Here is a 24,293-nt window from a genome sequence, read left to right as displayed (position 1 = left end):
TGTTATGTTTGGTTTCATTTTCCAACCTTTAAGCTAAATAGCGGACCGACTGTATGAAACCTCCCCTTTTGAGTGCTGATTGCCGCTTCATTGTAGCAAGCTTGTCCTTATCGATAAACTTTGAAATATACTCATATCATTAAATTTAGCCTTTTGACGAGTTTTATTTTTACATTTACGTTTATATTCACGAGGTGCTGTCTTTGGTTTAGTTGATGATTTCTGTATAATGAGCCTTATATCATACAGCATTAAAGGAGAGGCACAATGTCTAATCGAAAATGGTACTTGGGCTTACTCATCCTTTTTGTCATATTTGCCGGTTTGCTGCTGCAATTTTTCTTCTCTTCGCTGCGCATCCGCGAGCTGGTTCATTCCTTGGAGCCAGACCCCGGAGAGGAAGCGGGCCGTCATATCGTACTGATCTCCCAAGAACTGGACAACCCGTTCTGGAGATCCGTTGAGCAGGGAGCGCTGGAGGCTTCCCGGAAGTACAAATTCGACCTACAGTACGACGGGCCTTTGCGTATCAACGCCTCCGAACAGATCAAGCTTCTGGCGAAAGCGATTGCGGCCAAAGCCGATGCGGTTCTGGTTCAGGGCATCAACGATCCTCAGTACCGGGAACTGATCAATAAAGCCGTTTCCATGGGGATTCCCGTTATTACCGTTGACACGGATGAACCGGGGAGCCGAAGACTCTCTTACGTGGGTACAGACAATCTGGAAGCAGGCAAACAGATGGGCAAACTTGTTGCCAAGGCTGCAGCGGGAAGTCCTGGCGGTATCGGGGTACTCGTCGGCAGCAAGCAGGCTGCCAATCAACAGCTTCGTTTGGAAGGTTTTCGCAGTGTGATCAGTCACTATCCAAAGCTTAATGTGGTCAGCGTGCGTGCATCCAATATTTCACTTCTGCAAGCTTCAGGGGAAGCGGAAGACATGCTGAACAAAGAGAAGCAAATCCGTTATTTGATAGGCTTCAGCACCCTGGATGGCGTGGGGTTGATGGAAGCCGCGGCCCGCATGCATCGGCAGGATGTAAGGATTTTTGCGTTTGACGACCTGCCCGAAACTATCGAAGGGATTCGCCATGATAAAATCAAATCAACGATCGTGCAGCAGCCCCGTGAAATGGGCTATAAAGCGGTCTCTCTGCTTAGTTATTACTTTCAGGGTAAGCCGCTTCAGCCGGAGAATTATACCTCAACCAAGGTGCTGGATGCTGCAGCGGTCGGCACCGGAACGGGAGAGGAACGGCCATGACGATCCGGACAAAGCTGCTATTGTTTATACCGCTGCTGGTGCTGCTCGTCAATTCGGTCACGTTCTTTCTATTTCAGAGCGGGAAAGTCGTACAGGAAAGCTATGGCTTGATGATGGACCGCATCCTGCTTTACAAGCAAACCGCCCAGACTGCGGAGGATAACCTCCAGACACTCTATGGCTACCTCATCAACCGGGATGCCAATTCTAAGTCTGAATTAAAGCGGAAGCAAGCGTCGCTGCTCGAACTGAAAACGGTTGTTTCAGGGAAAAGGAGCAGCTCCCCTCACCCTGCCGCGCTTACCAGCTACGTAAACATGCTGGATACGCTGATGGAGCAGGAACAAGCAGCTATCATAGCGGCGAACGATCTGTCACAAGCCGCAGCTCTGGCCCATTACGAGGAAGCCGAGAAAACAACCGGATTTATCCGAGAGGACGGACAAAGTCTGGTCGACTCCGAATTGAGCTTTTATGAGCCGATTTATAAGCAAATCCAGCTTGAGAACGAGCGGATGAACCGGCTCGCCGCAGCTGTCTTCGTCATTAATACGCTGCTCAGCATTGTGCTTGCGGTCTGGATTTCCCGCAGCGTAACAGGTCCGGTAAGCCGTCTCGTAACAATGGCCAAGCAAATTTCCAGGGGCAATCTGCTGGTTGACCCTCCGCCGCTTCATTCTGCGGACGAGCTTGGTATCCTGTCAAACGCCTTCAAGCAGATGCTTGCCGACCTTAAAGCATCCATCGCCAGAGATAAAGAAAATCTGGAGAAAGACAGACTGGTTAAGGAGCTGGAGCTTCAAGCGCTGCAAAGCCAGATCAATCCCCATTTTCTGTTTAACACATTGAATGCGCTCTCCAAGCTCGCGCTGCTTGAAGGGTCCAAGAGGACCAGCGATCTGATTGTGTCCATGTCGAATCTATTGCGTTACAATTTGCGCAGCCTTGATCAGCCGGTGACGCTGCGGGACGAGCTTGAACACGTGAAGCAATATTTCACGATTCAACAGGCCCGCTTCCGCGACAGAGTGAGGTTCGAGATGGATATTGAGGAGCCAGCCTTAACAGCGCTTGTCCCCGCTTTAACGCTTCAGCCTCTGGTGGAAAATGCGTTCGTGCACGGCGTTGAAGCATTGGAAGAGGGAGCGGTAATCGGTCTGAGTATCAAATCAGAGCCCGAGGGCGGCCTTTGCATTACCGTATCCGACAACGGAAGCGGAATGAGTGAGGAAAAGCTGCAGGCGCTGCTTCGGCTGGAAGCGGGAGTGCCCGATAAGGACTCTACCGGTCTTGGCACCCGAAATGTGTTCAAGCGGCTGAAGTTATTTTACGGCCGCAGCGATCTTGTAAGCATACGGAGCAAGCCGGGACAAGGAACGAATGTTACGATACGCATTCCCCAAACTAAGGAGGACGATCTTGACTATGTACCGGTTATTGATCGCTGATGACGAGGCGCTGGAGCGGGAAGGGCTGGAATGGATCGTTAAACGTATGATGCCGGATACGTTCGAGGTGCTGCATGCCGAGAACGGACGGATAGCAATTGAACGGGCGGAAGAATTTCGTCCTCATATTATTATGATGGATGTGAATATGCCCGGCATTCAAGGACTCGCCGCCTTGCGGGAAATCAAAGAACGTCTTCCTGATACGAAGATGGTGCTGGTGACGGCCTATGATTATTTTGCCTATGCCAAGGAGGCGCTTTCGCTCGGCGTGAAGGAATATATCGTGAAACCGGCCAGTCGCGAGCAGGTAGTAACGATTCTAAAGCAGCTTGTGGACGAGCTGGACCGGGAGAAAAATAAACGCGCGGAAGAGCTCTCGCTGCTGGATAAAGTATCTCAGCTCCTGCCGCTGGTGGAAAATGAGCTTGCCTTGATGTTTATGGTCGATCAAGTAATGGACGCCGATGCCGGGCAGCTTTCCGAATGGCTTGATTTCCCCCTCGACCAGGGCGCCGCCATTGTGGTTGCTTTTCCGGATTTCGCAAATTCGCAGGATAAGAAGAGAATGTACGATATAATCAGGAGCTTTACGAAGACGCAAGACTCAGTCTCCGTTGTCAGCTCGCTGATCGACCGTCATATGGCAATTTTCATGACCAAATCACCGGGCATCCGCGATAATTCATGGACAATGGAAATGAAGCAGTTCGGGGAGAAGCTGTGCGCTCTCACCGGGCGGCAGCAGGGCTTGACGGTTTCCATAGGCATCGGCACTGCCCGAAGCGGCTATGAAGGGCTGCGCAAATCATACTTTGAAGCGGTGTTCGCATCCACATATTTTGAGGAAAGCGGACGGGTATGCCTCTTCGATGAGCTAAGGCGCGAGGAGCATGGATATTCATCCAGGCAAACGGGGCACAATCCCGCAAACGATGATACAGCCCGCCAATCCTACGTCATCTCCGCGCTGCAGCGAATCAGGGAGGATCGAGAGCGTCAAACCTTAACCGTTCTTGACAGGGCGAAGGGTTTTATCCAGGGAAGGTTTACCGAAGACCTCTCTCTCGAGGAGGTTGCAGAATTCGTCCACCTTAACCCGCATTACTTCAGCAAGGTGTTCAAGCAGCAGGTTGGCGAAACGTTCATCGACTATGTAACCGGTTTGCGGATTGACAGAGCCAAAGAGCTAATGGCATCGGAAGACCTCAGTCTTAAGGAAGTTTGCTACGAGGTTGGTTATAAGGATCCCAATTACTTCAGCCGGGTATTCAAAAAAGTGACCGGCGTCACGCCGACCGAGTTCCGCGGCGGTCAAACAAAATAATCAAACTAAAAGTCTATGCCTTAACCGGGCATGGACTTTTTTGCGTTTCGGATGCCAAGAATGTGCTAGTTTCGCTGCGCTTCGAGGGTAGGTACCGGTATAGTGATTTAAATGCGGGAACAACACGAATTAGTGCAGGTCATTGTTCCCTTCACCGTTTCCACCGCGTGATATAATGAACTCGTTTCTGATGAATCATCACATTCAATCGGATTGGAATTCATGGAACCCGCATAGATGAGGGGGTTCGAGAGGAGAAGAGCAAAGTGAATCCAACTATAGACAAGACCGGCGATCAGGTAAGCATGAAGTTTGTTACACTCGTCTCAATTGTAGCCGCGCTCGGCGGATTGCTGTTCGGTTTCGACACAGCTGTTGTGTCCGGCGCAATCGGTTTTATGCAGGATCGTTTCGAACTGAATGAGGTACAGGTGGGCTGGGCGGTATCCTCCTTAATAGTCGGCTGTATTGCCGGAGCCGCAGCCTCGGGCGTGCTCAGCGACAAATTCGGACGGAAGAAAGTATTGATAGCTGCAGCTATCCTCTTTATTATCGGCTCCATTGGCTCTGCTGTACCCGATACATTCTCGGGATACATTATTGCCCGCATTATCGGCGGACTCGGAATTGGGATTACCTCTACGCTGTGCCCGCTCTATAATGCGGAGATCGCACCGGCGAAATACCGCGGCCGACTTGTTGCGCTCAATCAGTTTGCTACGGTAACCGGTATTTTCCTAGTCTATTTCGTCAATTCTGGCATCGCCGGCTACGGCAACGATGCATGGGATGTCTCCACGGCCTGGAGATGGATGTTCGGCGTGGGTGTGCTGCCCGGCTTATTATTCCTTGTACTGCTTTTCTTCGTACCCGAAAGCCCCAGATGGCTAATCAAGCAGGGTAAACCCGCCCTGGCGCTGCCAATTCTGCTCCGCATTCACGGTGAACAATTAGCCAAACAAGAAGTGATGGATATTAAGGCATCGTTCAATCAGGAGAGCGGTTCTCTCCGGCAGCTGTTTAAACCGGGGCTGCGCATCGCTTTACTTGTGGGCGTCATGCTCGCCATTCTTCAGCAAGTAACGGGAATCAACGCCATTATGTACTACGCCCCCCGAATTTTCGAGGAAACGGGAGCCGGTACCAATGCCTCGCTGATCCAAACGATTCTGGTCGGCCTGATTAATTTTCTGTTCACGATTTTGGCCGTTTGGCTTATTGATAAAGTAGGCAGGAAGGCGCTGCTGCTTGTCGGTTCAGCTTCGATGACCGTATGTTTGGCGGTTATCGGTATCGCATTTCAGACGGGATATACCTCCGGACCGCTGGTTCTTATCTTTATTCTGCTCTATGTTGCCTCTTTCGCGATTTCGCTCGGTCCGGTCGTTTGGGTGCTGTTATCCGAAATTTTTCCGAACCGCATCCGAGGCAGAGCCACCGCCATTGCTTCGATGGCGCTGTGGACGGCTGATTATGTCGTTTCCCAGTCGTTTCCACCGATGCTGAGCGGCGCAGGACCGGCCGTAACATTCTGGATTTTCGGCTTTATGTCCTTGTTTACTTTCATCTTTACATTGCGCGTAGTTCCCGAGACGAAGGGGAAAACGCTGGAGCAAATCGAAGCCTTATGGTCTTCCCCAAAAACTCAGGCCCTTATACCGGGCAAAGAGGTTATCCCGAACGGGGATACGCAGTTCAGCTAAGACTAGACGCCGTCAATTTCTAATCGCTCACGAAGGCTGTTCAATTGCGTTATTGTCGATACTGCGGCAATCAGATGGGTACCTGCCGAACATTTCTGTAAACAGCTTCGTGAAATGGCGTGTACTGTAGTACCCGACCTGCTTGGCCACCTGCTTGATCTGCAGGTTCGTGTTCAAGAGCAGCTCTTTTGCCTTGTACATGCGGATTTGAGTCAAGTATTTGACAAAGGTGATACCTGTTGTTTTGTGAAACAGCGTACTCAAATAGTTTGCGGAAACGTTAAGCTCGCCCGCTATTTGACCGATGCCAATATCATCCATATAATGCTCATGGATGTATTGAATGACTTGATCCGTCAAATTCGCCGGTACCGGCTCCTTCGTTTCCCGCAGCATTCGTTCCCCGAACTTATGGAGCTCTTCGACCAGTTGCGAAGTCGGCGCCTCTCCCGTCAGTTCGATCCCAAGCGTATATCGTATGAACAGACGGGCAGCTTCCCGAGTGCTCATATCATCGCAAAGACGGGATTTATGCAGCTTGGTTTTGAAGCAGCACACCGAATTTTGAGCCTGCAGATGCAACTGGTTCTGAAATTGCTCAACGATTGAAGTGAGCAGCCTGGCCGCCTCGAGCTTATCCGGGATGACTGCTTCTTTCTGCAGCTCCCGGTAAGCGAGGCTTCGGCCAATGCCGCAAAGGGCGCGAATCTCGCTCCACTGCATCAACTGCTCAAGCTGACTATTCAACGCTTCAAAACCGCTGCATTCCTCTGTTTTCAACACGGTCATCATTACTGCCTCATTGCAGCGTCTCAGCGCCGAATCCTTCACCTTCTCCAAGAAACGGATGACATGTTCTTCACCGGCATTACCTTTCTCCTGATCCCAGGCCGCGACTGCAGCGAGCTCGCCGCCAGGTAGAGAGAGCAGCGCCAAATTCATGCCATAGACAAGATACTGGTCCGACAGCCGCCGCAGTTCCTCATAAAATTCCCGTTCCAGGGCAGCTGCGCCGCTTGCAGTTTGCTGCGAATCAAGAATGAATATCGAGCCGATAAACCGCCCGTTATAGAGCATGCTGTCCCGGTCTTCATAGTTAAGTGAAGAAAGTCCGTTGCAGAGCGCAAACAAATGGTTCTCACACTGCTGATTCAGCAGTGTGATATAGTCTTTGTTATCCCGGTATATGTGCAGCAGCGTCTTCTCCAATTCGGCCGGAGCGACAGGCTTGAGCAGATATTCCGATACGCCAAGCTTCAACGCCTGCTGCGCATAAGCGAAATCGGAAAAACCGCTCAGAATGATCCAATTCGTGAGCGGGGAAACAGCTTTGGCTGCGCGTATTGCCTCTAGTCCGTCCAGCTTCGGCATGCGAATGTCCACAATTGCGATATTCGGTTTATGTTCCGCGATCAGTTCAAGCAGTTCCTCGCCGTTCGTCGCCTCTCCGACAATACTCCAGGCCGAATCCATATCCCTGATCATACTCGCCAAGCTTGCTCTGATGAGGCTCTCATCATCGGCAATGACCAACTTCATTCTCCGTTCACATCCTTTAACGGAATTCGAATATGGACGACCGTTCCGCGGCCGATTCCCGTCTGCATGTTCAATTCGGCACTCTCATATGCGAATTTCAAGCGTTCTCGAACATTGGCGAGCCCAACTCCTGCACGTGCGCCATCCGGATCGAATCCTATTCCGTTGTCCGTGATTCGGATATCCACCCAGGACTTGCCCGATTCGCCGGACTCGCCGCTCGCAGCCGTGCTTATTAAAGCTTCAATAGTCAAGGTGCAAGCTGATTCGCTGGGTTCAATACCGTGGATGAGCGAATTCTCGACGATCGGCTGAAGCAGCAGCTTCGGGATCGGCACTTTCTCGGCCCTGGGATCGCATTCAATGCGCAAGTTCAGCTTTTCCGCGAAGCGGATGCGCTGAAGCTCACAATATTTGGCCAAGAAATCCATCTCCGCTTTAATCGTCACTGTGTCTATGTGTTCGAGCGTATAGCGGAGCATGCCGCTCAGCGACAAGATCGCCCGTTCAAGAAGAATGCTTTGTCCGGTACGATTTAAACCGATGAAGCTGTTTAAGGTATTGTACAAGAAGTGCGGCTGAATTTGCGCCTGCAGCGCCCGGTATTCGGAGTTGCGCCGCTCCAGCACAGCGCGAAACTCACGGTCGATAAGCTCCCCGAGCCGGGAAATCATCGTATTCAAATGTTTGCCCAGCTGATCAACCTCGTCTTTTCCCCGCAAAGGATAGAACGTTTGCAAATCTCCGAGCTGCACCCTCTTCATCACCCGGACCATTTGTTTAAACGGTGTAACCAGCCAGCGTGTTACCGTGAAATAAAGCAGAAGGCCGATCAGCAAGCCGGCTAATATAAAGAGAAATCCGATCCTGTAAATGCTCCTAAGCTGCCCTTTAATGACCGATTCGGGGAAAAGCATGACGATTCTCCAGTTAGAACGGCTTACCGTTTTGCCTACCACCGAATAACTGTCCTCCGAATCACTCAACACCTTATAACCGGCCGCCAATTCACGCTGCATATCCGTCGACAACGGACTGCTGGAATAAATCAATTTCTTCTTATCGTCCAATACAGCGGCGATCGAACCGGATGTAGGCTTGATCCCGCGGATCATGCGCTGCAACACGACGGTGTCCGCATCGGCCATAATGACTCCGAGCGGCCGCTGCGTATCAGGATCCTTGATCAAGCGGGCGACGGAAAACACCTTCGATCCTCCGCCCTGCAAATAATTCTGGTCATGGACGCTTATGAATGCAACGTCGCCGTCCGCCTTAAGCGCCTGTTTGTACCAGTCCTGTTTCTCGAACGGAAAACCCTTGACCGCCTGATTTGAATAGCCGTTCGGTGATGTAACATACACGGAGCCGTCCATTGGCAGCAGAATCGTGCCCAATATATCCTGACGCAGATTTCTGAAATAATTCGGCAGCGTCGCATACAGCTGTTGATCCGCGTACCACTGTTCATAGGGTGTGAGCAATTCCCATTGAAAGGTCGATTTGTCCTTTAACGCCCTCATAACATCGTCGTTCATATAAGGCGTAATCGTCATCCGGTCAAGATCGTCCAAATAGGTTTCGATTTCAAACGTCAGTGCAGTTAAAGTCCCTTCCGTGAGCGTTAACGCCTGGCTGACAATCAACTTGTGGTAATACGAAGGAAGCGCAATAACGAGCGCGACCACGGGTACGACAACCGCAGCAAAAAAAAGCAGCGACAATTTAAATCGGATTGATTGCAGCATGCAAGCTCCCCTTCGCGTCAAGAACATGTCCCTATTAGATCTATTTTAACATGCTCTTCACCGCCGCAAGCTGTTGTTTCGTTTCCAATTCATGCAAATAGCCTCAATAATTCATTACCCTTTAACAGCCCCGGACGACAGCCCGGAAATGAAATACCTTTGCAGGAATAAATAGGTAACCACCATCGGGAGTGCGCCAATTAACGAACCCGCTGCGACCCAGCCGATCTCGTTGGAATATGAGCCGAAGAAGCTGGCCAATGCGACGGTAAAGGTGCGCAGCTCCGGTTTTTGCAGGAAAAAGACGGAAAACTGATAATCGTTCCAAACCGCAACTCCCGTGAAAATAATGACAGTCGCCGTAATCGGCTTGAGCAGGGGCAAAATGATCCGGTAGAACAATGTGAAGCGCCCAGCCCCGTCAATCATCGAAGCTTCATCCAGCTCCCGAGGAATCGTGCTTATAAATCCGGTATACAGGAAGATCGTCATTGGCAAATTGAACGTGACATGCAGCAGTATGATCCCCCAATAGGTGTTCATACCCCCGATGTCAACCATATATTTGTACAGCGGCACTAATATCGTCAGCGGCGGTACGATTAATGCGGATACGAACAACGCATAAATAAATTTGTTCCAGCTCGTTTGGCGCCGGGCTAACGGGTATGCGGCAATCGAGCCGACAAGGACGATCAGCGCAACGGAAACTGCTGTTACGATGATATTATTGCGGAATGCGGACGCCAAATCGGCTTGATTCCAGGCGTTTATGAAATTATCCAAATACCAATAGCCCGGGAACTCCCACTTGGAGCTTAAATCGTCATCGGCTTTAAATGCCGTCGTGATCAATATATAAAACGGGAGGATATGAATGAGACATATTACCGCCGACAGGAGCGTGAGCCAGAATTTCTTGTTTTTACTCATCATGACGCGACCTCCCGTCTTCTTAGCAAAATAAGTGCAGTAATGCTGACTACGGAAATCATCACGAACATCAGGACGCCGATTGTTGACGCGTAACCGGCATCTTCTCTGCCGAAGTAAAGCAGGTACATCATTGAAGAAAGTGAGGCCGAAGCATAGCCTGGACCGCTGTTCGTCATCGCTACTATGACGTCGAATAGTTTCAGTCCGCCGATCAAGTTAAGCACCATGCTCACGGTAAACGACGGTGCGAGCAGCGGCCACGTTACGCGGAAGAAGCGCGATAGGGGGCCGGCGCCGTCAATCGTCGCCGCCTCGTAATAATCTTTCGGGATGGATTGCAGACCGGCGAGGAAGAGTACCATGGCGATGCCGAGATACTGATACGTGTTGACAAATGTAATAATCCATACGTTAATCTTCGGGTCGCCGAGCAGGTTGGCAGGCTGATCCTTGAACAACAGCAAAATATCATTGATCGCACCACCATCATATTGAAAGAAAAAGTACCATATATAGCCCATAATAAGCGCGCTTACAATGACCGGTAAATAAATGACCGTTCTGACAAAGCCGCGGGTACGAATGCTCGTGTTCAGAAAAAGGGCGTAAAGCAGGCCGATCACATTCTGAAAAACGGTACTGCCCACCCCATATATAACGGTATTTTTTATGACGGTTGTCATATCCGGGTCGCCAAGCATGCGGGCATAATTGCTGAATCCGATCCACTTGTAATTCTGGTTGTATCCGTCCCAATTCGTGAAAGAAATCTGAATCCCTTTCAGAAAAGGGTAAAATATAAAAATGATAAACAGGATAAGCGCCGGTAAGTACAACAAATTCAGCAGTGCTCCGCTATGGACGAGTTTTCTGAAATACCCCTTGTTCACCGGCTGAGCATGTGAAGCCTGCATCGGTGCAGCATTCGTTTCGGACATAATTGATCCTCCTCAAACTTTCCGTTAGGAAAGTCACTTCGAAAGCATAAGCTAAACTTTCCGTTAGGAAAGTCACTTCGAAAGCATAGGTTAAACTTTCCCTGAGGAAAGTCACTTCGAAGCAAAAAAACTGGCGTTCTCATAGAAAACACATCACTGGAAAGGGGAGGGCATTCACCCTCCCGGCATTGCAGTTATTGATTGCGCAGACGCTCGTATTCGGTCTTCATCTTTTGGGAGAACTGTTCCGGCGTTACTCCTCCTGCGAGAAGCGCGGCCCCAGTTTTGCACATGACATCCCACATGCCGTTAGGCAGATATACGCGGTCAAAATACGGGAACACGCGAATGTTGGCAAATTCCTCGTAGTACTGCGTGAATTCATGCTGGGATTTGATGTCTTTAAGTCCGGAAGGCAGCTTGGTAGCATTTGCGATCTTCGACATATTTTCCGGTTTCGCAAAGAACGCGATCAGCTTCTTGGCTTCTGCCAAATGCTTGCCGTCCTTCCATGCACCCATCGTGTAGCGCTCACCGCCGGAGAAATTCTGACTGTCGCCGGCAACCATGGATGTGACCGGCATATAACCGATTTTTACGTTCGGGTTTACTTTGTACACATCGTCCGCGAAGGCTGGGCCGCCCATGACGAAGGCCACTTTCCCTTGCGCAAAGCGCTGCGGCAGGTCACTATATTTGGCGGTCAGCACGTCTTTATTAATGTAGCCTTTATTTTTCATATCAAGAAGACTTTGGGCAAGCGGTGTCCATTTGTTCCAGTCAAAGGTGCCGTCAAGCAAGCTTTGGGCATCGTTCTTTTCCGGACTGATCAGCAGCGACGTTGCGTACTGGTCGAGGAATCCACCGATCATGCCGGTATCGACGCCGGACATGAAGAATGGAGACGTTTCGCCATTGCTTTCCGTTTTAATTTTTTCAGAGGCCGCCATCAGTTCCTCGAATGTCTTTGGAGGTTCGATATTATATTTTTTCAAAACGTCGGCATTGTAAGTAATACCGTCTTTCGCTTCGCTCAAAACGAGAGCGTATACTTTGCCGTCCTTGTCGGTTACGACCGGCTTGATCGTATCCGTCATTTGAGAAGCCCACGATTCGTCTCGAAGGTCGGCCAAATATTTGCCGTAGCGGATAATCGCCCAGCCATGTGTGTCGAATACGTCCGGCAAATCGTTCGCAGCCATTTTAACCTTCAGAATGTTCTCATACTCGGACCCCGGAAATTGAAAATCCACCTGAATGTTCGGATTCTCTTTCATAAAATCGGCGGCGATGCTTTTCATCATTTCCTGGTTTTTGGTTTCATTGATTGTGCTGTACACCGAGAGCCGGATTTTGTCGCCGCTCGCGTTGGCACTGCTGTCACCCGCTGCCGGGCTGGCACCGCTGCCGGAAGCATCTGTTGATCCGCTCGGACGCTGAGAACAACCGCCCAGCACAATCGCAATCGCCAGTAGTGCTGTCAGCATACTGAAGGTCATTTTTCTCATAAGTTAAGAACCTCCTAAAAGTTTTTTGCGATACTTCCTGATTCACTACATTTAGAGCAGAAAACTTACTTCGGAAGCATACGCTTAGTTTTTTGCGATACTTCCTGATTCACTACATTTAGAGCAGAAAACTTACTTCGGAAGCATACGCTTAGTTTTTTGCGATACTTCCTGATTCTTTCTTCGGAAGCATACGCTTAGTTTTTTGCGATACTCCCGTAAGACACCCAGTAACACGCTTGTACTTGAACCTTTCACTTGCTTTGTGCCTGCCCACAACTTAATAGTAACACGAGTGTTAGCGCTTTCAAGTGACTCAATTCTCAGGTGAAAGCGCTACATTTTATAATGGTTGAACGAAAGAATTCTTGATATCACAAAAATGTCCGCATCGATAAAACCGAAAAAGCCTACCTTTAATAGTTGGCAGGCTTTGGTATATAATAGATTTGTACAACACAACTTGAGTGGATATGCTGCCTCCGGAAAGGAGGTCATGCATATGGCGAATTTCTCTTTCCAGGATGTCCTGCTGTTTGCCATGTTTGTTCTGGCTCTGCTGACTTTCTTAAAAAAGAAATAGCCCCACTCCGGTTGGCGCCGAGTGAAGGGGCTATTCTTTCCTTGATCTGATCTTGGAGGAGCTACCCGCTCAAGAAAGGTTGTGCAGGGGACGGGTCGCGACCGTCCCTTTTTGTTATTCTAAGCATATCATACCCTTTTTAGACGTTCAAGAACCTTTGTTGGGATGCTGACCGTCCCGGCTGCCTTTTTTTACCAGAGAGGGCGGCTTCGGATTAATCATAATCATAGCGTTGAGACTGCCAAGGGTCTCCATACATATGATAACCGTTCTGCTCCCAGAAGCCCGGCTTATCCGACTCCATAAATTCGATGCCGCGCAGCCATTTGGCGCTCTTCCAGAAGTACAGATGCGGTACGACCATGCGGACAGGATAGCCGTGCTCGGGTGTCAGCAATTCGCCGTTATGCTTGATCGCAAGAAATGAAGTCTCTCGCAAAAAATCCTCGAGCGGCAGGTTGGTGGTCCAGCCATGCTCAGCATGCAGCATTACATATTTGGCGGAATCCAACAGCTTCACTTTGCTCATAATTTCGGCAATACGGATACCTTCCCATACATTGTCAAGCTTGGACCAGGCTGTGACGCAATGGATGTCATTGCTGAATTCATTCCGCGGCAGCTTCATGATCTCCGCATACGATATCGTCGCTTCCTGCTCCACCAGGCCGAATAGACGAAGGTCCCATTTGCTCATATCGCGGTAGTAGGGGATTTCGCCGTAGTGAAGCACGGGGAAGCCTTCCGTCTGCCTCTGACCCGGCGGTACACGCTCTTTATGCTGCATCGGTTCTGATACCTCCTGGAAAGTATAAACAATCTATTATTACCTTACCCCATACTTGGTAAAATCAACGGCCTTACCGTTAATGAACGCTTTCGGAAGACCCGGCTCCATAATTGACAACCGAAGATTGTCGTCATTTAACGTAAGATATTCGACGATTGCAGGTGAACCATCCTCATTCCATTGCGGCATTCTCGAATTAAATGCCCGGGCAAGCTGTTCAAGCGTGGCCAGGCCAAGTCTCCCGGCATCACGGCGGTCGATCGTTTCGACAACGACACCGTTAACAGTGCCTTCGCTTGTGACAAGCATATGGTCCGCCTTTTCCTCCAGGAGGAATTTCTTCATCATAAAAACTGCGATATACGTCCCGCCGACTTCACCGAACAAGGCCGTTTCCGTCTTCAGCCACGAGCCTTTCGGTAGCACGCCGATAATATCGCCGTATGAAGCCCCTTCTTTCTCTTCATTGAGAAATAAACTGAGAATCGTGTTTCGGTGGAACAGCACCTCACTTCCCTCGCTTTCGTGACGAGGGTCGCCCTCCGCCCAGCCTTCGCCGGGACGAAAGAAATACAAGTGATTGACACTCTCCGAATCCGCAAGAGGGAACGTCACGTCCCAGCGATGCTGTTCATTGTCAAACTCCTTGACCCGCTCCCACATTCCTCCGGAAGCAAACCGCTCCGTTATGTATACGTATTGGTGCAGCTTCCGCTCCACGGATCCGATCGTCTTCGCGCAGCTTCTTGCGACCTCGACAGGCTCCGCACGGTTTAATGCGGTATCGCGGGCCGCAGCGGGCGCCTCATAGAACAGAAAGCCCGCATATTCCGTGCGCGGCATTGCATCAGGCAAGCTGAAATCACCGAACTGGACATAGTCGAACAGTACGTTGCGATCCCGCGGCAGATCATGCGGCAGAGAGCGGGCGCGGGCACCCGCCCATGCTCCCTTCAAGTAGTACCGCGCTCTTTCGTTCCATAAATAATCAAGCATACTGCCCAGCTCCGATTTAATTTCGGAATCATCGGCAAGCTCCCACGCGCAGGTGAACGCCTGCACCCAGTGCCAGAACCAGGGCAGCGACCCATACTCGGACATACCATGCTGCCGAATCCGCTCGAGTGTGAGCCGCAAGCTCCGGCGGCCATCATCGGTCAAGGCGCGGTCCTTGTATAACTGCCCGAAAATCAGTTTAGCCGCCGTATACTTTGCTTCGTGATGACCATAGTGCTCAAGCGGTACCTTGTAGAAGGGACTGCGGTAAATATGCTCGAATGCCGCCCTGAATGCAGCACGAACCCATTCGGGTAATGAGAGATAATACGTCCGGTAGAAGTAAACCATCAAGCTGCCCATGAGCTCGACCGGCAGCACATGCGGCCTTGCTTCCCTCGGAGAGAGGCCAAGATTAAGCGGCCAGTGGCCGTACGTAGCGCTTTGTGGATCGCGGTCCTGAAGCGTAAGCACCTCTGCAAGAACTTTCAGGGCCGTTTCCTTGGCGAGAGCGCGGTCTATAGAGAGTGGAACCGCAGCGTCCGCTGCAGCTGCGTACAAATATGAAGCGTAATAGAAGTTGTCGCGAATGTCCTGGTGAAACCATAAGCCGCTGTCCAGAATTGGCTGCGCACAAGCCTTCGCTGCGGCTTTTTCGATTATTTCAAGTCGTCTATCACGATATACATCCAAATCTCCTTCATTCCTTTCCATCTCATGCCGCTTAACGATCAGCAGCCTGGCGTCAACCAAACCAACTGCGATATGAAACTTGCCGGCCAACCGGATTAACTGCCGCGGCGTTCCGTCCGTAAAATCAACGGTCCCGCAGTCAGCGCCAATATGAGCAGCGCCGCTCCTATAACGAAAGAAACGCCATAGCTTTGCAGCCATAAAGGGCTTTGCTCGATTCGCTTATAAATGGACCCGCCGACGAGCGGCCCAATAAACCCGGTCAATCCTGTCAACGCGGAAAACATCGCTACATACATCGGCCTATCGGCTTTCGGCGTATCGCCGATAATAAAGTTGAAGACGAGCAGATTATAACCGCCGCTGCCGAACCCAAGCGCAATATGAACCGCGATTAATACTGCAATCACCGGCATAATCTCGATCCCCGCCCAAAGCAAGCAGGAGAGGGCAATAATCGGCAGCGTCCACAGCAGCAGCGTACGTGTCGCAAACCGCGAATTCATGGTACCCCAGTAATAATAGCTTATCATCATGACGACCATTTGAACGGTAGTAATGACCGTAATCCACCACTTGCTGATATGAAGAATTTCGAGCATAACATACGAAAACAGCGGCACCGCGATATTTTGCAGCAAAATAAACAGGGAAATAAAAATCGTCGCTTTCATATATGCCGAATCTCTTAGCGGCTTGAAGAACAACGCGGCCGAGCTTGATTCCATCGAACGCTCAAAAGGGGGGTTCGGATAGCGCCACAGCTCCAGCGCATTCCAAATCATGCAAACGGCGCTGATGGTGTACAGAATTGCAAAACCCGTCTCCGCATTAAAACGTTCAAGAATTTGACCTCCGATGAGAAGCGCAATACTTGCAACGGCCCAATGAATGGTGTTGCGGATTCCAAAATAACGCCCGCGCACCTGAGCCGGCACCATATCGGCAATGATGGATGTCCAGAACATTCCGCCTGTCGAGGCAAAAAGAAACGACATCAGCAGCATGCCGATAAATACCGGGACCTGCAGCTCATCGGAAACAGTGAAAGGGATAAGGCCGGTAGCAATCCAAACCGCCCGATGCGCAACCCCGAATACGGTCAGAAGGAGACGGCGGTTGTTGAAGCGCTGCATATAAAAAGCCGCAATCAGCTGAACGAGATTAGCAAGCGGAGGAATCGCCAGTGCCAGACCGACATCCTCGGGAGTCCCTCCCAAATAAACAATGTATATCGTCAATATGGGACCGCCAAGCAAGTTGGAAATAATGGCTGCCGGTATGCCTTCCATAATGGATGTATGCAGTCCTCTTCGCTGAGAGGACAGTTGTTTTCGTCGGAACACCGAAACGAGGTGATTCCAGAATGACATTGTGATGCAGCTCCTTCATGATGTCAGGTCCATTTAACTTGTGCGTAATAAGCTGCTTAAACTAATAGTTCTCCTAACGTACGTACCATTACGCCCGTTCCGCCCTTCGACTCCCAGGACCTGTCGCGTTCAAGCCACGCCGTACCGGCTATGTCCAGGTGGACCCACGGCCGCTCCTCGGAGAAAGCGCCGATAAACAGCCCGCCCGTAATCGCCCCGCCGAGACGGCCGCCGATATTCTTAAGATCGGCCGCATCGCTGTCGAGCTGTTTGCGGTACTCCGGGTATGAAGGGAGCGGCCATATCCGTTCGCCTGCCCGCTTCGAAGCGAGAATAACCTGTTGAAGCAGCATTTCATCGTTTGTGACCGCTCCCGTTGCCACATTGCCGAGGGCGACGCCGACTGCGCCGGTAAGCGTCGCCACATCAATAAGCTTAGTCGCCCCGCGGCGGATCGCGGTCGTAAGACCGTCTGCCAGTACAAGCCGCCCCTCTGCATCCGTATTCACCACTTCAACGGTAAGACCGCTCATGGTCTTAAGAATATCGCCCGGCTTGAGCGCCCTGTCTGAAGGCATATTCTCGGCGGTCGGGATGACGGCAACGACATTCACTGCCGGTTTGAGCTCGCCGATGATGCGCATAGCGCCCAGTACGGCCGCCGCTCCCCCCATGTCGGATATCATCTCCTCCATTCCTTCCGCTTTCTTAAGCGAAATACCTCCTGTGTCGAATGTAATGCCTTTTCCAATGAGTCCCCAGGTTTCTTCATTGTCCGCTGCGCCGGCATAATGTAGAACGATCATTCGAGGAGGGTTGACGCTTCCCTGTCCGACCCCGAGCAGGCCGCCCATCCCTTGCTCTGCGGCAGACCATTCGTCCATTACTTCACAGTCGAGGCCATAAGTCCGGGCAAGCGTTTCCGCCTCCTCCGCAAGCATCTCCGGTGTAAGCCGGTTTCCCGGTAAATTCGTCAAGTCCCGTGCGAATACAACCGATTCGGCAAAAATAACGCCTCGCCTGATGCCCGCTTCCCATTGGCCGCCGGCTTGCTCGGATCCGGCGAATTCGCCTGGAGGCGCGAAGGCCACCGTCTGCACCGTTGTTTGCTTTCTCTCATCGTCCTTCTTCTCCGTCCTGCGCGCAAATAACCCGAGCGTATATCCCTCGGTCATCGCTTGAGCCGCTTGACTGATTGAATATTCTTGAGAACCGGTGCAGGTCTCTCTCGGCAAAATCTGTTTCACAGCCTTGGCATTGAGCCGTTTTGCCGCTTTCGCGGCCGCAGTCGCTGCATCTCTTAGTTCATCCGGGGATAAGCCTGCGTGGGAGATTCCAACGTATACGACATAGGATGCCGGAAGCAGCCCAAGCGTGGACAGGGCAAGGGTCTCTTTGGGCTCGGCTTTGAACAGCTTCCTTGCAAAATGATCCCGGAGCGCTTCGTCCAGCTGAGGGTGGACCCATTCGGCCTCTGAAGCGCCATCCCGCTTAAGCTCCTCGCTGCTGACAAAACAAACGATCGTATCGAATTCTCCGTTATCCGCACCATATGTAAACTGAACACTCATGATAATTCATCTCCTCTACTCTCTTTTCTGTTCTCTCAACACAAAAAATCGGGTTGCCCCGATTTCTGATTGCTGTTGCCTCTGAATTTATGATGACGTTCCAATGAGGAAAAGGGAAGTCCACTAGGCTGATGCTTTCGAAGCAGCTTTCCTATGGAAAGCTTTCAGACTTGGCGATCGCCTTTGAAACCGGGAATACACCGCATAGTGTAATAAGAATTCCCGGTTTCAACAGCGACGCAAGTGGAATTCCCGGCTCCTCTCGATAAGTTGTCATCATAGTTTTTAAGAGGCATTTTGCGTCAGAATCGGTCACTAACCCGATTCTAATCCTTTATTCCACCAATGGCAAATAGATATTAAACACCGTTCCTTCTCCGATGCTGCTCGACACCCGTATGGTCCCTCCATGGTTTCGGATGATACGGTAGCTCACCGAAAGCCCTAGCCCCGTACCGGCTGCCTTTGTCGTGAAGAAAGGATCGAACAGCCTGGCTTTCGTGGAATGGTCCATCCCTTTACCGTTGTCCCGGATCGTTATCTCCGCGTATGACCCGTCGCGCCTCGTAATGATATCGATGCGGCCGTTCCGCTCGTCCTTAAGCTCTTCGATCGCATCGAGCGCATTGCGGACAATATTGATAATAACTTGCTTGATTTGCTTCACATCGATCGAGATCGTCAGCTCCTCGTCATATGACTCGAACTGAATTTGAGAGCCTTTCATGAGCGCTTCGCTTTCGCAGAGCAGAATAACCTCTTTTAGCAAAGAGGCTATGGGTACTTTCTGTTTCATCGGAGCCGAAGGCTTCGATGAATTGAGAAATTCATAGATAATATCGTTGGCCCTGTCGATTTCCGCGAGAATAATACGCGCGTACTCTTCTTTGCCGAGCTGCAGCAAATGTGGGCGAAGCAGTTGAATAAACCCTCTTATCGATGTAAGCGGGTTTCGGATCTCATGGGCGATGGAAGCCGCGATTTTCCCAAGCATGGCCAGTTTATCGTTCTGATAGGCGCTCTGCTCGATCTGTTTATACTCCGAAACATCTTTAACGCTGAACAAATAATCGCCGTCAAGCTGATCTCCGTACGTAACCGTCACCAGCAAATGCCGACCGTTCGCATCCTGAAACTCCAAATACCGGCTCCTTCGCAAAAACATTTCTTTATAGAGCCGAAGTACAATGCGTTTGGTACCCCGCCTTAATTGTGTATGTGCAAGTATTTCCCGGAGACTGCAGCCGATGAGCGTTTTGCGGGGGATGTCGAGTAGTTTTGCCATCTGTAAATTAATAAAGGACAAGATCCCATCGCCGTCAAAAATCGCGATGCCACTGTCCATGTGCTGAAGTACATTCTCGTATTTATTTTTTACCATGCGAAACGAACGATGGGAATTCAGCAGCATATCGCGCATTTCGCTAAACCGCTGCTCAGGCGTTTGCTCCGGTTGAAGCCGGAACCTGAATGCGACCATCAGCTCGATAAGGAAAATAAAAGACCGGCTGTAAAGTTTCAACGCCTCCTCAGATTCTACGTTTGCGACAAGCATTTGCATCGATTCTTCGTGAATCGCAATCATGTCTTCCGGATGAATGCCGTGAAGCAATTTACCGATTTCAGTTGCTTCAAAAAGCGATGCCTCGCTACCGCTTCTAATGTATTCGGCAAGCGCCGGAAAGTAGCGCTTTCGAATCGCTTGCATGTTTTACTCCTCTCCTGCAGCACAAATCGATGAGTCGATGCGGAGCGGAGACATGAGCCATTTACGAAATGTAATCATCGTTCCCCGTAAATAATCGCTTGTCACGTCCAAATCATCGACGAGTTTTTCAACCCAAATCGGATTAATCCGACTTGGACCCCGATAATGATCGTACAGACGCACTTCGATGCCTGACTCCGGCTCCCCTTTACTTTTGCAAATCGTACGTATGACCATATGTCCCTTCTCGGAGAAGGAGATAAGCTTGAGCGACAATTCCGAAATCGTATACGCTATAATCGTTTGATCAACGAGACCGAAGCCGATTTCTTTTGCTATGTCCCTTCCTCTTTGACGTGCGATGATGGCATCGGTCGTCCCTCGAATATGGAACATTTCCACTTTGCTTATTCGCCTCCGCTCTTAATGCCCGCTCTTATCTCTTCTTTCAAGTAGGGAACGCTTACATACACTTATCATAGTGACTGCTCCTAATTAATGTCAACAGGAGATCCTGTCGAAAAATGTTGCGTCTTAATAGCACTTTTTACTCATTCTGATTCTTTCCCTTTTTGTGCAGCCGTCTGACCCTTTTTTTGATCTTTATTCTCGTCAGCACCAGAGCTGCTATTATCCGGTGAAAGCTGAATATCGCGGCCATTGGAATCGTTTTTGACAATTCCCTGCCCGCTTAGCGCGTTGTTATTATTCTGTTCTGAAGATCCTTTTTGCTTACCGGGAGATTCTTTATCAGGGATGGAACCGGAATTTTGTCCGCTTGATGGCTCCTTGTTACTCGGATTCCCTTGCTGCTTATCCCTTTCTTTAGCCGCATCCCCCGGACCAGGATCGGGCATCTTTTGGGGCGGCGTGTTAAGTCCGGCCCTTGGATTCTTAGAGTTTCCGTTCCCTTTTGCTTCTTTATCATCAGATTGATTTTGCCCGGGGACCGCGTCTTCCGCCTTGTTCCTTCCGGGCTTTTGTCCATCATCCTTTGACTTGGGATCGGTATTCCCGAGCAAATCCGGTTTCTTGATTTGACCGTCACCTTTCTTCTCGCCTTGGCCGCCGGATGCTTTACCGCTATTGTTCTTTGCTTTATCCGTACTGCCGTTATTTTTCTTATCGTCCGTATTTGGATCGTTATCCTTTTTCCCGTTGTCCTTTTCATCATCCTTCGCCGGACTAATCGCAGCTGCCTTCTTATCTTCTTTCAAAAGCTGCTTCAGCTGCTCCTTCTGTCTCTCATCCTGCTTTTCTTTATCGGTTCCGTTGATTTTAGAATCGCTGACAATGGCGTCCAACCCGCCCCAAGCCTGCACAGTTTGGTGAATCGACTCAGTCTTAAGCTGCTCAATCGACACGTCGCGGCCTTGGCTTTTGGCCAACAGATAAACAGTCATTTTCCCGGCGGAGAGCCCCTTAACATTCGCTTCGTCCCGTACCTCTTTCGGCGCGGATAACGTGGTTACGACTATGCTGCCGCCCGCTCTTTTGTCTGATTTCGCCAGCACTTTACGAACGGCGGCATCGACTCGAGCCGTCAATTGAGATTCGTATCCGGGAGCACTGTCCGCCTTGATCAGAACACTGGTAATTACGATATCCCCTTCTCCGCTCTTCAAGTAGGGACCTGCCTCGACATGCTCTATTATCTGACCTGCCACTTGGTCTACGGGCAATCCCTTGAATTTCACGCTGGATATAACAGCTGCACCGTCTTTATTCAAAGCTCGCAGCTCTACCACCCGGTCGGTATCGTCCACACCAAGTTCGACGCTTGGATTAATATCCATTGTCAGATATGCGGCGACCGGCTTTTGCGTGCCATACTGCTTCATCAGAAACGGTATGAAGAGGAGAAGCATGACTGCAGCGGCGGCAATGCCAATACTGTACAGGCCGCGCGGACGCGCCAATTCCCGCTGGCTGAAATTGATTTCTTCTCCGACAGCCGTATTGCGCCTTGCGGGCACTTTGCGAAATTGGCCGTCCGGGGTCAGTACGATGGCATGGCGTTTGCCAATCTCAATTACGATTCCACGATTCATGCTCTCACTCCTTCCGCTTCAGCTTCATCCGTTTGCAAGGAAAGCACAGGCTTCAAATATTGCTGCAAATGCGGATAATCCCCGTTATATAATAAAGCTACAGCTATTAAATATTTCCGGTTTCGTTCAATCGTTTTCCTTGAGACGCCCGCTACTTCGCAAAGCTCTTTGATCGGCAGCTTTTGCGTAGATTCCAACGTTTCGAACATGGTTGTTACAGATGCAAGGGTGTAGCCTATTGAGACCAGCAGCTGCCGGGAATCTGCATGCTTGGGCGACAATTCGGGCAGTTCGGCGAAAGTAATTCCATATCTGCCTAAGCAGATATTATAGTCGGCGATTTCCAGCCTTCTTGCATCCGCTTCCTGAGATATTTGATAACGATGAATTGCTTCCTGCGTTTCAATCGGATTGACCGCCTGCTCTTCTTCATCCACCATATCGAAAGCGCTGTATGGAACAGTATTCGAATGACGCTGCTCTTTTCGCACATAGTCAATAAGCCTCCGCCGAATGACCGTTTCGGCAAAGCCGAGAAACGATTTTCCTGCATGGCTTGCATATTGTGCGATCGCTTCATCGAACGCGCTGAGCGCAATGCTGAACTCGTCATCTTGAGAAGGATCGATATACCGTTTACAAAATCGGCTCGTTACCTTCGCGATATAAGGCTTATATGCGGCGATGAAATCATCTCGCGAGGCTTGGCCTGCACGGATAAGTTCAACCACCTGCTCAGGTGTGCCGCGCTTCTCACTCGGTGCGGGTAAGGCCGATTCATGCTTGCCGAAAAATCGTTTGAACAGTACGAGTAGCAACCATTCCACCTCACATCAACATAGTTCGTGCTGTCTAACACGCTTTAGGGGGTATATACCGTCCCAACAAGAAAAAAGGCCTCCTTCAGCAGGAGGCATGCACCCATTAACAATAACCTTCAGAGGTTCGCCGTTGTCGAAGCTTGTTCCTGCGCTGACTCAACACTCCGAGCCTTCGTTTCAAATCCGTTTCCCAAGCCTCGTCGCCGATCTGCTTGCAAAAGCAAAGCAAGTCGAGCGCCATATCAATTTGGTTAAGAACAACATCCATCGGATCTTCATTCTCGTTATTTACGCAATTCTCGAACAGGTTTTTGCCTTCCTGCTCCACATATTCGAGAAAATCGACTTCGGAGGCACCGTCGCCGTGTGCGTATTCAGCCAATATTTCGTATTCATTCTCAATCATATGATGAATTTCGATTTTATGGCATACCGGACAGAACAGAATAGGAACGTTATGAATATGTGTACGAAAATGCTTTAATGTCCCATTCGTGCCAATCATGCTTGCACCACAGCAGAAGCTCATGACAGTCCCTCCCTCCTTACCGCACATTAACCGGTCTGAACTCTGATTGAAACCTTTATAACTTATTCGCCGTCTCCACGCAAAATTCCTGCCGGATAAGTTTAAATGCAGAATAGAAAAACCCGGAAGCCTTGACAGGTTCCGGGTTTTAAGACTTGATTTAGAAACTTTTACTTAGCAACCAGGTGCTTGTCGCCTGGTTTCCAGTTGATCGGGCACAGTCCGCCGGACTGCAGAGCCTGCAGTACGCGAAGCGTTTCTTCCACGCTGCGGCCGACATTATTGTCGTTCACGACTTGATATTTGACTTCGCCTTCCGGGTCAATGATGTACAGGCCGCGGAGCGCGATGCCTTCTTCTTCAATCAGAACACCGTAATCGCGAGCGACGCTTTTCGTGATATCCGCGGCAAGCGGGAAGTTTAATTGGCCAAGACCGTTGTCGTTCACCGGCGTATTGATCCATGCGCGGTGGCTATAGATGCTGTCTACGCTGACGCCCAGGATTTCGGTGTTCAGCTTGTTGAACTGGCCGGCTGCTTCACTAAGTGCAGTAATTTCCGTCGGGCATACAAATGTGAAATCAAGCGGGTAGAAGAAAAGTACAAGCCATTTGCCTTTGTAATCGGAAAGCGATGCCTTGCTGAAATCTTGACCGTTGCCCGTTACCGTATCCATCGTGAAATCGGGAGCCGGACGACCTACTAAACGTTCTGCCATAATGAGTACCTCCTAAGATTTTTCGCGCTACTTCCTCGCTGGTCCCGCC

Annotated in this window: 19 protein-coding genes; 4 read left to right on the top strand and 15 right to left on the bottom strand. The window is 50.3% G+C overall.

The features are described from left to right. The first annotated feature begins 267 nt into the window (after positions 1–267). The 4 genes from KZ483_RS08005 (at position 268) to KZ483_RS07990 (ending at position 5,741) form a co-directional block, all read left to right on the top strand. Positions 268–1,263: a substrate-binding domain-containing protein gene (locus KZ483_RS08005; protein ID WP_220352135.1), complete on the top strand. Its 996-nt coding sequence runs from the start codon at positions 268–270 to the stop codon at positions 1,261–1,263. Beyond that, on the top strand, positions 1,260–2,711 hold the full coding sequence (locus KZ483_RS08000) for a sensor histidine kinase (RefSeq protein ID WP_220352134.1): 1,452 nt from the start codon (positions 1,260–1,262) through the stop codon (positions 2,709–2,711). The genes KZ483_RS08005 and KZ483_RS08000 overlap by 4 nt, the downstream gene beginning before the upstream one ends. Then, complete coding sequence (locus tag KZ483_RS07995; protein ID WP_220352133.1) at positions 2,689–4,038, top strand: AraC family transcriptional regulator; 1,350 nt, start codon at positions 2,689–2,691, stop codon at positions 4,036–4,038. The genes KZ483_RS08000 and KZ483_RS07995 overlap by 23 nt, the downstream gene beginning before the upstream one ends. 266 nt (positions 4,039–4,304) lie before the next feature. After that, the gene (locus KZ483_RS07990; RefSeq protein WP_258881583.1) at positions 4,305–5,741 is read left to right on the top strand and encodes a sugar porter family MFS transporter; all 1,437 of its coding nucleotides are present in this window, start codon (positions 4,305–4,307) and stop codon (positions 5,739–5,741) included. 27 nt (positions 5,742–5,768) lie between these two features. Here the strand turns inward: KZ483_RS07990 and KZ483_RS07985 are convergent, their stop codons facing one another. The 15 genes from KZ483_RS07985 to KZ483_RS07915 form a co-directional block, all read right to left on the bottom strand. Then, positions 5,769–7,280, bottom strand: coding sequence for a response regulator transcription factor (locus tag KZ483_RS07985; protein ID WP_220352132.1), 1,512 nt, complete (start codon positions 7,278–7,280; stop codon positions 5,769–5,771). Beyond that, entirely contained in the window at positions 7,277–9,028 is a 1,752-nt protein-coding gene (locus KZ483_RS07980) for a cache domain-containing sensor histidine kinase (RefSeq protein ID WP_220352131.1), read from the bottom strand. Before KZ483_RS07980 ends, KZ483_RS07985 begins: the two co-directional genes overlap by 4 nt. A gap of 114 nt (positions 9,029–9,142) precedes the next feature. Continuing rightward, positions 9,143–9,961, bottom strand: coding sequence for a carbohydrate ABC transporter permease (locus KZ483_RS07975; protein WP_397376192.1), 819 nt, complete (start codon positions 9,959–9,961; stop codon positions 9,143–9,145). After that, on the bottom strand, positions 9,961–10,878 hold the full coding sequence (locus tag KZ483_RS07970; RefSeq protein ID WP_220353324.1) for a carbohydrate ABC transporter permease: 918 nt from the start codon (positions 10,876–10,878) through the stop codon (positions 9,961–9,963). The genes KZ483_RS07975 and KZ483_RS07970 overlap by 1 nt, the downstream gene beginning before the upstream one ends. A 218-nt stretch (positions 10,879–11,096) precedes the next feature. Continuing rightward, entirely contained in the window at positions 11,097–12,410 is a 1,314-nt protein-coding gene (locus KZ483_RS07965) for an ABC transporter substrate-binding protein (protein WP_220352129.1), read from the bottom strand. Positions 12,411–13,207: 797 nt separating this feature from the next. Beyond that, positions 13,208–13,780, bottom strand: a complete 573-nt coding sequence (locus tag KZ483_RS07960; RefSeq protein WP_220352128.1) for a sulfite oxidase-like oxidoreductase — start codon at positions 13,778–13,780, stop codon at positions 13,208–13,210. A gap of 39 nt (positions 13,781–13,819) precedes the next feature. Beyond that, entirely contained in the window at positions 13,820–15,673 is a 1,854-nt protein-coding gene (locus KZ483_RS07955) for a hypothetical protein (RefSeq protein WP_258881582.1), read from the bottom strand. Next, entirely contained in the window at positions 15,568–16,845 is a 1,278-nt protein-coding gene (locus tag KZ483_RS07950) for an MFS transporter (RefSeq protein ID WP_220352127.1), read from the bottom strand. The genes KZ483_RS07955 and KZ483_RS07950 overlap by 106 nt, the downstream gene beginning before the upstream one ends. A gap of 56 nt (positions 16,846–16,901) precedes the next feature. Beyond that, on the bottom strand, positions 16,902–18,416 hold the full coding sequence (locus tag KZ483_RS07945; RefSeq protein ID WP_220352126.1) for a leucyl aminopeptidase: 1,515 nt from the start codon (positions 18,414–18,416) through the stop codon (positions 16,902–16,904). A gap of 334 nt (positions 18,417–18,750) precedes the next feature. Beyond that, on the bottom strand, positions 18,751–20,124 hold the full coding sequence (locus tag KZ483_RS07940) for an ATP-binding protein (RefSeq protein WP_220352125.1): 1,374 nt from the start codon (positions 20,122–20,124) through the stop codon (positions 18,751–18,753). 3 nt (positions 20,125–20,127) lie between these two features. Next, positions 20,128–20,520, bottom strand: a complete 393-nt coding sequence (locus KZ483_RS07935; protein WP_220352124.1) for an ATP-binding protein — start codon at positions 20,518–20,520, stop codon at positions 20,128–20,130. 155 nt (positions 20,521–20,675) lie between these two features. After that, on the bottom strand, positions 20,676–22,175 hold the full coding sequence (locus KZ483_RS07930; RefSeq protein ID WP_220352123.1) for an anti-sigma factor domain-containing protein: 1,500 nt from the start codon (positions 22,173–22,175) through the stop codon (positions 20,676–20,678). Then, entirely contained in the window at positions 22,172–23,002 is an 831-nt protein-coding gene (sigI, locus tag KZ483_RS07925) for an RNA polymerase sigma factor SigI (protein WP_258881581.1), read from the bottom strand. Before sigI ends, KZ483_RS07930 begins: the two co-directional genes overlap by 4 nt. A 97-nt stretch (positions 23,003–23,099) precedes the next feature. Next, positions 23,100–23,525, bottom strand: coding sequence for a hypothetical protein (locus tag KZ483_RS07920; protein ID WP_220352122.1), 426 nt, complete (start codon positions 23,523–23,525; stop codon positions 23,100–23,102). Positions 23,526–23,695: 170 nt separating this feature from the next. Continuing rightward, entirely contained in the window at positions 23,696–24,244 is a 549-nt protein-coding gene (locus tag KZ483_RS07915; protein ID WP_220352121.1) for a peroxiredoxin, read from the bottom strand. Between the last annotated feature and the right edge of the window lie 49 nt (positions 24,245–24,293).

Origin of the sequence: Paenibacillus sp. sptzw28, from assembly GCF_019550795.1 — a bacterium.
GTDB lineage: Bacteria > Bacillota > Bacilli > Paenibacillales > Paenibacillaceae > Paenibacillus_Z.
Note: the sequence above shows the minus strand (reverse complement) of the source record. Positions and strands in the feature narration are given on the sequence as shown.